Raw genomic sequence first — 13537 nt, 5'->3', positions numbered from 1 at the left:
ACAGAGTAGGCAGGTAGACTTAACGGGTGACTGAGCGTGTATTGATTAAGGACCTGGCTGCCCGAGAAGACGGCCCCGTACGAGTATCCGGTTGGGTCGAGAAGGTACGTGACCAGCGTTACGTACAGTTCGTCGTCCTCCGTGATGAGTCGGGCGCTGTGCAGCTCGTCAATGGTGGCGTGCTTCGCGAGGCGGATCCCGAGAACCCGCGCTCGGACATCCTCGTCCCCCGCACCACCACCATCTCCGAGCTCACCCACGGCACCTTCGTGACCGTCGAGGGCGAGCTCCAGCACAACGAGCGCGTCAAGCTCGGCGGCGTTGAGATTCAGATCGAGACGATCGAAGTCATCACCAAGGCGCTTCCCGACAACCCGGTTGCTGACGACTCGAACATCGATGTGCGTCTCGATTGGCGCTTCCTCGACCTGCGCCGTCCCGAGCAGAACCTCGTGTTCCGCGTGCAGACCACCTTCCTCCACGCTCTCCGCAACGTGTGGGTAGATCGCGGTTTCATCGAGATCCAGACCCCGAAGCTCATGGCTTCGGCCTCTGAGTCACGAGCAGAGCTTTTCGAGGTCGAGTACTTCGAGGGCAAGGCGTTCCTCGCCCAGAGCCCCCAGTTCTTCAAGCAGATGGCACAGGCAGCAGGCTTCGGTGGCATCTTCGAGGTCGGCCCCGCGTTCCGCGCAGACCACTCGTTCACGTCACGTCACGCGACCGAGTTCACCTCAATCGATACCGAGCTTTCGTGGATCGACTCGCACGAAGACGTCATGGAGCTGCACGAAGAGCTCATCGTGGCCGGTCTCGCGGCGGTCAAGGAGAAGCACGGCGAAGAACTGCAGAAGCTCTTCAATGTTGACCTCGTTGTTCCCGAGCGCCCATTCCCGCGCATTCCCCTCGCCGAGGCGAAGGAAATCGTCAAGGAGCGCGGCTACGAAGTACCTCGCGCAGACGCCGACATGGACCCCGAGGGCGAGCGCCAGATTGCCGCGTACGTCAAGGAGAAGTACGGCCACGATTTCGTATTCCTCACCGATTACGCAACCTCGATCCGCCCGTTCTACCACATGCGTCACGCTGACAACCCGGAGCTGACCAACAGCTACGACCTCATCTACCGCGGTACCGAGATCTCCACCGGCGCTCAGCGTGAGCACCGCATTGAGGTGCTCGAAGCGCAGGCAATCGAGAAGGGCATGGACCCGAAGGAGCTCGAGTTCTACCTCGACTTCTTCCGCTACGGCGTCCCTGCACACGGCGGCTTCGGAATGGGCCTGAACCGCGTGCTGATGCTCATGCTTGAGCAGTCGTCGATCCGCGAGGTCACCTACCTCTTCCGCGGCCCGACGCGTCTCATGCCGTAAGACCTTCGTGCCGATCGCACGCAAGCGCGATCCCACTTCGAAAGCCCCTCTCCGCAGCCCCAGCTGCCGGGAGGGGCTTTCTGCTGCCTGGCCCACTTGGACTACACGGACTGGTACCTCAGTGCCAACCACCCGCACCACCTCAAGCCCACAGTCCGATGTCGCGAGCAAGGATTCCACACACAATGGAAATATGAACACTCCGCACGCAAAAATTCTTACCGCGATCGTTTCGACCACAGCAATGACCGGCGTTGCATTGAGCCTGACAGGATGCGCGTTCATTGACAAAATGGTCACCACTTCCGCAGACACGTGGGCCGTAACTTACGAGCTGAGTGTCGACAACGTCGACGGCGCGACTGTGAGCAACGTTGCGTATCGAGATACCCCCGACCGCGCGACAGGGCAGTCCGTCGTCAAGGCAAACCAAGTTGACGTGTCAGCAGATGGCTGGAAGTTCGACACCCTCGGTGTCGTTGGCAAAGACCTGAGCATCTCTGCAATTCCACCAGAGGGCGTGCGTGCGACCTGCAAAATCATGCTCGACAAGACTGAAGTGCTTGCGACCGCGACGAGCGATGCTCCCGGTCAGCCTGTGCGCTGCGAAGCCGTAGCACCCGAGTTCGCAAAGTAATCGCTCGCGAGCTCGCAGGCCCGCCTACTTGCGGGCCTGCTTCTCAGTCCTGACCGTCTCCTGAGAATTCATCCGATCTTGGTTAGGTTGGCCTAACCTGGTGGAGTGAACCTGAACGATTTCCCCATTCCTGACCCGTTTCTCGCCCACGAGCCAGAGCACGTCCACTACGTCCTCGCGGCCGGTGACGCAGGAGACCTTGGGGGACTCCAAGCGTGGTGCAACGACTTGCCGCCGGGAAGCTACGGCCAGATCTTCATCGAAGTGTTCGCCCCGATCCAGATCGAACCATTCCCGACCCCGCCTGGCATAGCGGTGACCTGGATCTGCCGCGAGAGCCTTCGCCCCAGCCCCCGGCCAGGCATCGGGATCCCCCGGGGGCAAGCGCTTGCCGACGCGGTTGACGCGTGGTTCGACGAGTGGCTGCGCGCCACCCCAACCAATGGCGCCCACTTCCTCCTCTGGGCTGGTGCACGGTCAAGCTCAATCATGCAGAGCTACTGGCACAGACTTGAGGTAGAGCTCAATGCCCTGTGGGCACACGAACCGCATCACCCGCACGCGTAACCAGCCGCTCACTCTCGCTTTCTCGCGTGACAAAGCGGTCAGAAACCTCACGAATGAGCGCCTGCATCGCCGCAGCTGCGCGGGTAGGCGCCATATCTGATCGCTTTGCGAGGCTCACCGTGCGCACCAAGTTTGGGTCAGCAAGCGGGGCCACTCGAAGCCCAGGCTGCAGGGCTGCGACCATGGCAGGCACGACTGCCACGCCAATTCCGCGTTCCACAAACCGAAGCGCGGCGTCCATCTCAGCCCCTTCAACCGCAGCGAGCGGCTCAAGATCCGCGGCCCGAAACGCCACATCCATGGTTGCCCGCAGGTCATAATTTTCGGGAAACACGACCTGAGGTATCCGCGCGAGATCCGACAAGCTCACGACCGCGCCAGGCACCTCAGCAAACGGATCGATGCTCTGAGCCGAAGACACCACAACCAGTCGCTCAGTCAGAACCGTCTCACGTTCGAGCACCGCGCGAGCCGCACCAGACGAGACGCCGGTCACGATGAGTGCGAGGTCAAGCGAGCCCTCCATGAGCGCCGCGATGAGGCTACGGGATCCGCTCTCAAGAATGCGGATCTCAACACCAGGGTACTGCTCATGAAACTCCGCCAGCACCTCTGGCACGAGCGTGGTGCACAGGGTTGGCGGCGCCCCAAGGCGGATGCGCCCCTTGCGCAAACCAGCGAGTTCAGCCATCTCGTTTCTGGCGGATTCGGCATCGGCAAGCATGCGTCGAGCGAGCGGCAGGAGTCGTTCACCCGCCGCCGTGAGACTCACATTTCCGCGAGTTCGCTGAAAAAGCTCGACTCCAAGGTCAGATTCGAGCGCTGAAATCTGACGACTGAGCGACGGCTGCGCAAGATGTAATTGCTCTGCAGCCCGCGTGAAATGGCCAGTTTCTGCAATTTCTGCGAACCCACGGAGCTGCTCAAGATTCATAATTCATAGCCTAAATGCATCGAACCGATGATGACAATACATTGGAGTAATCGTGAATTGACGCCTAGCGTGGCCTCCATGAACATTCCGACCGCCGAATCGGCGCAGCCAACCGAACGTCAGCTCTCCACCTCCGTGCTCGTTATCGGCACCGGTGGCGCAGGTCTACGAGCTTCAATTGAGCTCGCAGAGCGCGGTGTCCAGGTGCTCGCCGTCGGCAAGCGCCGCAAGCACGATGCGCACACCACCCTCGCAGCCGGCGGCATCAATGCGGCCCTCGGCACAATGGACCCTGAGGATAGCTGGGAGCAGCACGCAGCCGACACCTTGCGCGAGTCGTACTTCCTCGGTGATCCGGCGATCATCGAGACCGTCACCCGCGGCGCAGCGCAGGGCATCGCTGACCTCGAACGCTGGGGCATGCCATTTGCGCGCGAGGAGGACGGGCGGATCAGCCAGCGCTTCTTCGGTGCACACAAGTACCGTCGCACCTGCTACGCCGGCGACTACACCGGTCTCGAGATCCAGCGCACACTGCTGCGCCGTGCGCGCGAGCTTGATGTCCCCATCATCGACACCGTCTACATCACGCGATTGCTCTCGGATGAGGGCCGCATCTTCGGTGCGTACGGCTTCGATATCGTTGACGGCTCACCCGTCATCATCCACGCTGACGCGGTCATTCTTGCTGCCGGAGGCCACAACCGTATCTGGCGCAACACTTCCTCACGTCGCGACGAGAACACGGGTGATTCGTTCCGCCTCGCTGCGCTCGCGGGCGGCAAGATCCGCGACGCTGAACTCGTGCAGTTCCACCCGTCTGGCATTCTTGAGCCGACCGATGCCGCGGGCACGCTGGTGTCTGAGGCAGCACGCGGCGAGGGCGGTATTCTCACCAACGCGCTCGGTGAGCGGTACATGTCGAAGTACGACCCTGAGCGTATGGAACTCTCGACGCGAGACCGCGTCGCACTCGCCAGCTACACCGAGATCGCTGAAGGCCGCGGCACCACCAACGGCGGAGTCTTCCTCGACGTTTCACACCTGCCGCGCGAGGTGATCTTCGAGAAGCTCCCCCGTGTCTACCGCAACCTCATCGACTTGCAGATGCTCGACATCACCAAGGAACCCATCGAGATCGCACCGACCGCGCACTACTCAATGGGTGGCGTGTGGGTTGACGCCGAGTCGCACAACACCGGCGTCGCCGGACTGTACGCCATCGGTGAAGCATCGAGTGGTCTGCACGGCGCCAACCGTCTCGGCGGCAACTCGCTCATTGAGCTACTGGTCTACGGCCGCATCACCGGCGCCGATGCCGCCAACTACACGAAGAACCTCACAACGGTGCACCGTTCCCCAGAGGTCGTCGCTGAAGCGCGTGCAGAGATGCAGCAGCTCTTGTCCAGCATGGGCACCGAGACTCCGCGCGTACTGCAGCGAGAACTCCGTGACCTCATGAGTGAGCACGCCGGTGTGGTGCGCAGCGAGGAGAGCCTGCAGGCTGGCCTCACGAAGCTCGCTCAGCTTGAGGAACGTGCGAACCATCTCGGCGTGCACCCTGATATCGCAGGCTTCGACGATCTCGCGCACGCTTATGATCTGTACGGATCGCTGCTCGCAGCTCGCGCAACGCTTGAATGCGCGCTTGAGCGCCGTGAGACCCGCGGTTGCCACAACCGCTCAGACTTCCCTGAGCAGAGCGACGCGCTTCGCGGCAACTTCATCTGGTCGCCGACCGACGGCGTCACCTTCGAGCCTGCTGCTGAGGCACCAGAGTCATTCCGCGATCTCGCGGCCGAAACGATCGACACTTCGGTCGCTGGAAAGCTCGTCGAGTAACGTCACTGCTCGTTAGATCGCACGCGTGCGGGTCAGCCAGGTGCTTGGCTGACCCGCACGTTTGTGTCTCAGCCGGTAGCCGGGTGCGCGGGCCGGGTGCCGCTCAGGCTACGCGGCGGACGATGACGAGCGAATCTTCAAGCTCATGCTCATGACCGTCAGGCCCCACTGCGTTTCGGAGCACGATCGATGCTTCGACGACCTCGAATGCCGTGCCGTCTGCTCTCGCCGTTGTTTCACCTTCAGAGAGTTCTAGCGTTGCGAGCTCATCCTCAGGACGATAGAAGTCTTTCGGCCCGCTATGTCCCTTCGCCCAGCCTGGTGCCGCAGCATGTGAGAGCAGCACGAGAGATCCGCCAAGGGTGAGTCGGTCAAGCGCTTTACGGATGATCCGCTCACGCGGCAACTCCACTGGTGACTGGAAGAAACTCGCTGTCACCAGGTCGAACCCGTCGGATGCACCATCGATCGCCTCGGGATGCTCGGCCCACTCCCCCAGATCTGCTGCAACGAAATGAGCCGTTGCGAGACCACGCGCCGCTGCTTCGGCTCGTCCGCGAGCTGTCGCGGTCGTAGAGAGGTCGATGCCGAGCGCATCCCAACCGTGCTCAGCAAGCCAGAGCACGTCGCCACCTTCGCCACAACCGAGGTCGAGAGAGCGCCCGACCGACAATTGCTCAACTGCCGTCTGCAGCGTGCGGTTGACTTTGCCAGACCAGACTCGGTCGGCGTCGGCATAGCGGTTCTCCCAGAACTCTGCTGGGTGTTGACCGCTCGCCACGTGCGTGTGGTGTTGTTCGTCGGCGTGTGTTTTGGACGTAGTCATTCGGCCTCCGGTCGTCCCTACTGTTATTCGTCGCCGTCGGCTGCAAGCCCAGCGGCTACGGCCGCGATATGCGGCACATCAGTGCCGCAGCAGCCACCGAAGAGCTGTGCTCGTGGCGCCAGCTCACGCAGCTCAAGCAGCTGCGCTGCGAAAATCTCTGGGCTGTCAGCGGTGTCATCGTCGTGACGGGCCGCGTTCAGGCGGAAACCTGCGAGACGGTCAGTCGTCGTCAAGTTGCCGATTGCCTTCGCAGCTTCGCTCGGATGCGCACAGTTCACCATGAAACCCTTCGCATATTCGTTGGTCGCACGATCAACTTCTGTGATCGCATCGCTTACGGTTGTCCCGTCTGCGAGCAACCCGTCTGCGCCGACGCCGAACGACACCACAACAGGGACATCCATGCGGGTTGCCGCGCGAACGATACCAACAGCCTCGTTGACGTAGCCCATCGTGACCGCGCCGATGCGATTTGCGCCAGCTGCGGCGAGCGCACGCACCTGCGGAAGATGATATTCCTCTGCTTCTTCGGCAGTCATGAACTCGCCCTCGACCGGCTCGTCAGCGCGTGGACCAATGCAGCCACCAACGGTGAGCGTCGCATTGCCATCGACATTGCTTGCCACCTCACGGACAAACTCAACGGCTGAGCGGTTGAGGCGTGCAAGTGCAGCGGCATCGTAGCCGAGCACATCACCCCATGCGCTGCTCGCGCGCCAGGTGGGCGTATCAAGTGCAATGGGAAACTCTGCGGCGATGGCAAGCTCAATAAACGGCGTGTAATACTCAGCCAACGCAGCCCGGCCGGCTTCGGTCTCAAGCAGTTCAAATGCTGCAAACTCACGCAGGCTCTGGCCCAAGCGCTCTTCAAGTGCGGTTTCGATGCCACCATCGGCAATTGTGTTTGGCATGTTTCGCTCCTTCGCTGAACATCGACGTGGGGCAACGCTACCAACAGCCACTGACATCGTGCTCAGGTGTTCGCGAATAGCGACAGTCAGGTCTGGACTGCCGCACACGCACTTGTTGCCGAGAGCACAAAAGGGCGATACCTCAACCCTTCGAGGTATCGCCCTTCTGCGAATTATCTACTTGACGAGGAATCCACCATCAACGGGGAGCGAGACGCCAGTGATAAAGGCCGAATCCGACGAGAGGAGGTATGCCACTGCGGATGCGACGTCCTCTGGCTTCGTCAGGTGCCCCATAGGGATCGGAGCGGCGAGCTCTGCCTTTGCCTCGATCAGTGCCTCACCCTCCTTCCCGAGGAGGTTGCTGATGAGCGGAGTGTCTGCATCAGCGGGACAAATCGCGTTCACGCGGACGCCATCAGTTGCATGCTGCAATGCCATCTGACGAGTCAAGTTGATCACCGCACCCTTTGATGCAGCGTAAGCGCATTCATCAGGGTTCACCACAAACCCGAATACCGAAGAGATGTTGACGACTGAGCCACCACCTGCCTTGATGATCTCAGGAATTGCGTACTTTCCTGTAAGGAAGATGCTCTTGACGTTGACGTCCATCATGAGGTCCCAGGACTTTTCTGTGCATTCGACGACGCCACCTTCTCCAAGGGCGATGCCCGCACAGTTCACAACGCCATGCAGCCCACCAAATGTTGAGACTGCTACCTCAACACCAGCCTTCACTGCCTCCGATTTGGTCACGTCTGCTTCGATCGCAACTGCAGCGCCCGGGAACTGTGCGTTGATTTCTGCCGCAATTTCCTCAGCCGCGCTCTTGCGGAGGTCGAGTACGCCTACCTTGGCTCCCTCTTCAGCAAGACGCCAGCAGGTAGCCTTGCCGAGGCCCGAGCCGCCACCGGTCACGATGTAAGTATTTCCTTCAAGTCCACGCATGATATGTCGTGTCCTTTCTTTTGTAGTTGTGTGTAAATTTGCCAGTCGCGTCACTAGTGCTGCTGGTCTTCACGCAGCGCCATTGCGGCTTCAATATCGATCGTGTCTGTTTCAAGCTCGTCAGCGTGCATTCTCGTTTCCTTCATCATGAAGAAGAAGAGAAGTCCAGGCAAGATAAGCGCAATGATCCATGCAATGTCTACTCCACCAAGGGCGTCAAACATAGGCCCAACGTACGAGCCCACTGCCATAAATGGAAGTTGCACAATGATGGAGAGCACATACGCCAAGAGTGCAGGGCGGTTGAACTTTCCATAGCGGCCATTCGGATCGAAGATGTCCTTCACGACGTACCTCCCCTTGCGCACGAAGTAGAAGTCGACGAGGTTGATCGAAGTCCAAGGGAAGAGCAGGTACGCGAGCAGCAGAAGCAGACTCGAGAAGAAGTTCATAAAGTCGTCGCTCGCCGCGACTGCTACAACTGTCGCCGCGATAAACACGATGCAGAGGAAAATCGCACGAACCGCCACCGTGGACTGCACGCGCTTAAATGTGTCGATGATCGTCGTCAGAGACATGAACGCCCCATACAGGTTGAACACGTTGGTGGCGATCACACCGAGCACAATGAAGATGTAAACAATTGGAGCTATTCCCTCCGGGAAGAGGGACGCAAGCGTTTCACTGGGTGTATCCCCATATTCCGGGAAGATAGTTACCAATGCCGCACCAAGCGACATGAGCCAGATCGTGCTGACAGCGAGACCCGCGTAGGTGTACAAGAAGACGGGCTTTGCGGAGGTGTTCGCGGGGAGATAACGCGAGTAATCAGCAACGTAGGGAGCAAACGTGAGCTGCCACGTCGCTGTGGCGCCAATCAACAGCAAGAATGCATTGCCATTGAAATCTTCAAAGTTCCATACACCTTCAGGGAGCCCAATACGGAGCACCGCAACAGAGATAGCGATGAATCCAATTGCAAGAAGCACAGCGAACCAACGCTCGACCTTGTGGATGAGGTCATGTCCGTAGAACGTAATAACTAGGATTACGAGCCCGGAAATAATAATGCCCCAGGTCTTATCAATTGGGGTTCCAGCGTGAATTGCGTCGCCCGCAATAACGGAATTACTCGCGAAGTACCCCACGTACATGACAAGTACCGCGATGAGCGGTAGTACTGCGCCGAAGACCCCGAATTGTGCTCGGCTCTGAATCATCTGGGGAATGCCGAGTCGTGGCCCTTGTACGGCGTGGGCAGCAACAAACACTGCACCGAGCAGATTGCCCACGATGATGGCAATAATGCTCCAGAACATGTTCAGACCGGCAAGAACGCCAATGCCACCTGTCAGCGTGGTCAGCACCATCATGTTGACGCTGAACCACAGTGGGAACTGGCTGGCCGGGTGACCATGTCTTTCCTTGTGCGGAATGAATTCGACAAACCGCAGCTCTGGGGTTTTTCCACTCATTTCTCTACTTCTACTTTCTCTATTGGGCTGATGCTAGTGGGAAGTCGGCTAGCGGATCAGCCCCACTGCATCCAGGTTGTCTTGTAATCCGTGTAGTTTTCCAGGGCGTGGATCGAAAGATCACGGCCAAAACCAGACTGCTTGAAGCCACCGAACGGGGTGGTGAACCCGAGCGCATCAACGGTGTTCACCGAGACGGTTCCGGCGACGAGGAGTTCAGAGACACGGTGCGCACGGCGCAGGCTGCCCGTCCACAGTGACGCGGCCAGACCGTAGGGTGTCTCGTTCGCCTTTGCGATTGCTTCTTCTTCGGTGTCGAACGGCGTCACCACTGCAACCGGACCAAAGATTTCACGGGTGTGTACCTCATGATCCGCCGCAACATCCGTAACGATCGTCGGCTCAATGAATGCCTGCGAACCGTTGATGACGGGACGATTGCCACCCGAGACGATGGTGCCGTCGCGTCGGGCATTCTCGATTGTCGCCCACACGGTGTCAGCGTGCGCTTCAGAGACCAGCGAACCACAGCCGGTTTCGGGGTCGAGCGGATCGCCAGGGAAGTACGCACGCGAAGCCGCTGCAAACAGTGTGAGGAACTCCTCGTAGACCGAACGCTCCACGAAGACGCGGGAGTTCGCCGAGCAGATCTCGCCCTGATTGTAGAAGCTGCCGAAAGCGGCCTTCTCTGCGGCAAGCTGCAAGTCATCGCAGTCGGCGAAGACAAGATTCGCGCTCTTGCCTCCAGCTTCAAGCGCCAACCGCTTCATGTTCGACTGGCCAGCGTACTGCTGCAGCTGTTTTGCCACCTCAGTCGAGCCAGTGAAGGCAAGCATGTCAACATCGTTGTGAGTGCCGAGGGCCTTGCCGACCTTTGATCCGCGCCCAGTCACAACGTTCAGCACGCCAGCCGGGATCCCGGCCTCAATTGCGATCTCCGCGAGCAAGAGCGTCGAGTGCGACGCCTCCACCGGGGGCTTCACCACCACGGTGTTGCCTGCGGCGAGCGCGGGGGCAAGCTTCCAGGTCGCGATCTCAAGCGGGTAATTCCACGCGACGATGACGGCGATGACGCCCAACGGCTCGCGGGTGACGAGCGCGGTCGAACCGGGAGGGGTAACCGGAATCAGGTCTTCCTGCTTCTCAATCGCCTCGCCGTAGAAGCGGTAGAGCGCGGCGGATCCTGGCGCATCGATCGCCATCGCCTCGCGTACCGGCTTACCCATGTCGATCGAATCGTAGAGAGCAAATTCTTCTGCACGGGCTTCGATCAGGCGAGCGAACTCAAGCAGGCGCTCACGGCGATATCCCGCTCCGGCTCGTGACCATACGCCTGATTCGTAAGCTGCACGGGCCGCGGCGACTGCCGCGTCAACTTCTGTCTCACCGCAGTCATGAATCTGTGAGATGACTTCACCCGTCGCAGGGTTGCGTTTCTCGATGGTTGAGTTCGAGCTGGCAGCAACCCGAGCGCCGTTGATAAACGGGCGGCCATCAAACGTGAGTGCAGCAGCAGCTGCCTTCCACTCTTCAAAGGTGCGAGACATGTCTCTCTTCTTTCACTTCTTGGGATGGGGAGTGCGGCTGCGCGCAACACCCTCCGTGCTTGTAAGCCGCGAAAGTGCGACGTCGAGGGCTGTCCAGGCGAGTGCGGTCGCACCGTCGCGAAGCGTCTGCTCTGCGGTCGGGCCAATGCACGCGGCTGCAAATTCTGGTTGGTGGTTGCTTGCTGTGCCACCGACTCCGATATAGGGGTGGATCGCGTCGACGACGAGGGAGACATTCCCCATATCGGTCGATGCGCGGTTCATGGTCGCTGCGGCGGGGTCAACGTTGAAGTCCCTGCCAAGCGCTGTGGCGTTGGCGCGGTAGAAGTCGAGCGCCGAATCATCGGTGCGCATCTCGGAGTAACGCCCACCCTCTGGCGTGACGATGAGCTTCGCCCCTGTCGCAAGCGCGCCGGCTTCAAAGCAGTGCAGTACGCGCTGTTCGAGTTCGAGCAGCTGTTCGGTGGTCTCAGCCCGCACGTACCAGCGACCCTCGGTACGTTCTGGGATCGCGTTCGGGGCCTCGCCTCCGCGAGTCTGCACACCGTGCACGCGAACCGATGACGGCAGCTGCTGACGCATGAACGCAATCGCGGTCTGTGCAATCACAAATGCGTCGTTCGCATTCGTTCCGCGTTCGGGGTAGGCCGCGGCGTGCGCTGACTTCCCGTCGTACTGAATGTGCCAGTGGGTCACCGCGAACGGTTCTGCCTCAGCGACATCGACGGGTGCGGGGTGTGCCATCAGTGCAAAGTCGAGTTCGGTGAACGCACCGCGCTCGAGAAGTTCGATCTTTCCGCCGTAGCCTTCCTCTGCAGGAGTACCGATGACCTCGACCGTCAGCCCGACTTCCTCAGCGACCTCTGCAAGCGAGATTGCCCCACCGGCCGACATCGCAGAAATAAGGTTGTGCCCGCACGCGTGGCCAAGCCCAGGAAGCGCGTCGTATTCCGCAAGGAATCCAACGGTGAACGCTGCCCCAGGGTTGAAGACCGCGCGAAACGCAGTCGGCAGACCGAGGTATGGCTGCTCGATCTCAAAACCGTGTGCTGCAAGCACCGCGGCAACTGCGGCCGACGAGCGGTGCTCTTCCCATCCCAATTCGGGATCGGCATGCAATTGATTGGAGAGGCGGATCAGAGCAGCATCAATCTGCTGCTCACGGGTCGCGATCCGCTGCTTCAGGGTCGTGGTCATCGGTCTCGTCCGCTCTGACTTACTCGTCGCCCGGTACGCCGTAGGAGGGCGCGGCGTCGGGATTCAGGCCGCGGCTGACGTAGTCATCACGCTGCGGAAGCCACTCAGTAAGCGCGCCGCGCAAGTCTCCGATGGGGTCTGCTGACCAGTCGACACGGAGGTCGGTCACCCGCCAGCCAGCGTTGCTCACAACAGCGAGACCTGCCGAGTGCACGGGGCCTTCTTCTCCGCCGGCAGCGATTGCGGCCTCGAGTGCGGCCATCAATCGTTCCTCGATGCGCCCGCTCGCTGACAGTGCGGTGTCGACAAGCGCGTCGAGCACCTCGAGGCTCGCGAGCATGTTGCCACCGGCAACGGCGTTTTCGCGCACGGCAGCACCGAAGTTGCCGAGGGCCTTGCCCCCGGAGAAGACCGCCGCACGACCCGCGTTATCGAGCGCGAGCAATTGGCGGTAGTCGATGGTTGCCGGATCCGCGCCCGCAACAACCACATCAATGGCGGCCTGCGCGGTACGTCCGCTTCGCAGCTCCGCAATCAGCTTTGGTCCAAGGCGCGGATCGGTGACGTTCTGCGAGTGAGCGCCGCCGACCCCGTCTGCAAGGTTCACACAACGCGCCGCAACAGCTGGCGACGACGACGAGATCGCCGAGCCGAACTCGCCCGTGATCGGGTCCCGAAGGATGAGTGAGAACGTCATGGCTAGTTCGCCTCAGGAATGACCGCGGTTGCGTCGATCTCAACAAGCCACTCAGGACGAGCGAGCGCCTGCACCACGATTCCGGTCGAGACGGGGTACACGCCCTTGAGCCACTTTCCGACGGTGCGGTAGACGTCCTCGCGGTATCGCGGATCGATGATGTAGATCGTGACCTTGACGATGTCTTCGAGCTTCGAGCCGGCTTCGTCGAGCAGCATCTTGATGTTCTGCATTGCCTGCTCGGTCTGGGCGGTGACATCACCGATGCCGACTGACTCGCGAGTTTCGAGATCCTGACCGATCTGGCCGCGGAGGTACACGACGCCGTTCGCCACAACTGCCTGGCACAGGTCGTTATCGAGGTTCTGCTCCGGGTACGTTTCCTTCGTGTTGAACTTACGAATACGAACGTGGGTGGTCTCGGACACGTTTCCTCCTCATTGAGTCTGCTGATGCTCGGCATCACTGGCGCTATTTCGCCTTTCCCCCTATTCTCAGAAGCATCACTATATCTGTAAAATAGGCAAAATATAGCTAGAGCATCTGTTAAACAGATGCAGTTGTAAAGTGCCAGATCACCACA

General features: G+C 60.3%; 13 protein-coding genes. 4 read left to right on the top strand and 9 right to left on the bottom strand.

The window, feature by feature from the left end; translation table 11 throughout:
- Positions 1-26: 26 nt before the first annotated feature.
- The 3 genes from aspS (at position 27) to FW756_RS06890 (ending at position 2574) form a co-directional block, all read left to right on the top strand.
- Positions 27-1370, top strand: coding sequence for an aspartate--tRNA(Asn) ligase (gene aspS, locus FW756_RS06900; RefSeq protein ID WP_446429421.1), 1344 nt, complete (start codon positions 27-29; stop codon positions 1368-1370).
- Between the two features lie 193 nt (positions 1371-1563).
- A complete protein-coding gene (locus FW756_RS06895; RefSeq protein WP_446429420.1) occupies positions 1564-2007 on the top strand; it encodes a hypothetical protein in 444 nt (147 codons plus the stop codon).
- A gap of 105 nt (positions 2008-2112) precedes the next feature.
- Complete coding sequence (locus FW756_RS06890) at positions 2113-2574, top strand: SIP domain-containing protein (RefSeq protein WP_446429419.1); 462 nt, start codon at positions 2113-2115, stop codon at positions 2572-2574.
- Here FW756_RS06890 and FW756_RS06885 read toward each other — a convergent pair.
- Positions 2531-3508, bottom strand: a complete 978-nt coding sequence (locus FW756_RS06885; RefSeq protein ID WP_446429418.1) for a LysR family transcriptional regulator — start codon at positions 3506-3508, stop codon at positions 2531-2533. The two genes, FW756_RS06890 and FW756_RS06885, sit on opposite strands and share 44 nt — an antisense overlap.
- 78 nt (positions 3509-3586) lie before the next feature.
- Here FW756_RS06885 and FW756_RS06880 point away from each other — a divergent pair, with 78 nt between their 5' ends.
- A complete protein-coding gene (locus tag FW756_RS06880) occupies positions 3587-5350 on the top strand; it encodes an FAD-binding protein (RefSeq protein ID WP_446429417.1) in 1764 nt (587 codons plus the stop codon).
- Positions 5351-5453: 103 nt separating this feature from the next.
- Here FW756_RS06880 and FW756_RS06875 read toward each other — a convergent pair whose 3' ends face one another.
- From FW756_RS06875 to FW756_RS06840, 8 genes are all read right to left on the bottom strand, one after another.
- Positions 5454-6176 (bottom strand): class I SAM-dependent methyltransferase, encoded by a 723-nt coding sequence (locus tag FW756_RS06875; protein WP_446429416.1) that lies wholly within the window; start codon positions 6174-6176, stop codon positions 5454-5456.
- Between the two features lie 23 nt (positions 6177-6199).
- Positions 6200-7087, bottom strand: a complete 888-nt coding sequence (locus FW756_RS06870) for a homocysteine S-methyltransferase family protein (RefSeq protein ID WP_446429415.1) — start codon at positions 7085-7087, stop codon at positions 6200-6202.
- 177 nt (positions 7088-7264) lie between these two features.
- A complete protein-coding gene (locus tag FW756_RS06865; protein WP_446429414.1) occupies positions 7265-8038 on the bottom strand; it encodes an SDR family NAD(P)-dependent oxidoreductase in 774 nt (257 codons plus the stop codon).
- Between the two features lie 53 nt (positions 8039-8091).
- Positions 8092-9513 carry a purine-cytosine permease family protein gene (locus tag FW756_RS06860; RefSeq protein ID WP_446429413.1) on the bottom strand — a complete coding sequence of 474 codons (1422 nt, stop codon included), beginning with the start codon at positions 9511-9513 and terminating at the stop codon, positions 8092-8094.
- A 56-nt stretch (positions 9514-9569) separates the two neighbouring features.
- Complete coding sequence (locus FW756_RS06855; RefSeq protein ID WP_446429412.1) at positions 9570-11060, bottom strand: aldehyde dehydrogenase family protein; 1491 nt, start codon at positions 11058-11060, stop codon at positions 9570-9572.
- 12 nt (positions 11061-11072) lie between these two features.
- Positions 11073-12257, bottom strand: coding sequence for a M20 family metallopeptidase (locus tag FW756_RS06850; RefSeq protein ID WP_446429411.1), 1185 nt, complete (start codon positions 12255-12257; stop codon positions 11073-11075).
- 19 nt (positions 12258-12276) lie between these two features.
- Complete coding sequence (locus FW756_RS06845; protein WP_446429410.1) at positions 12277-12954, bottom strand: DUF1028 domain-containing protein; 678 nt, start codon at positions 12952-12954, stop codon at positions 12277-12279.
- 2 nt (positions 12955-12956) lie between these two features.
- Positions 12957-13382: a RidA family protein gene (locus tag FW756_RS06840; RefSeq protein ID WP_446429409.1), complete on the bottom strand. Its 426-nt coding sequence runs from the start codon at positions 13380-13382 to the stop codon at positions 12957-12959.
- Positions 13383-13537: the final 155 nt, after the last annotated feature.

It is taken from the genome of Leucobacter sp. 1207-22 (assembly GCF_052850455.1).
Note: the sequence above shows the minus strand (reverse complement) of the source record. Positions and strands in the feature narration are given on the sequence as shown.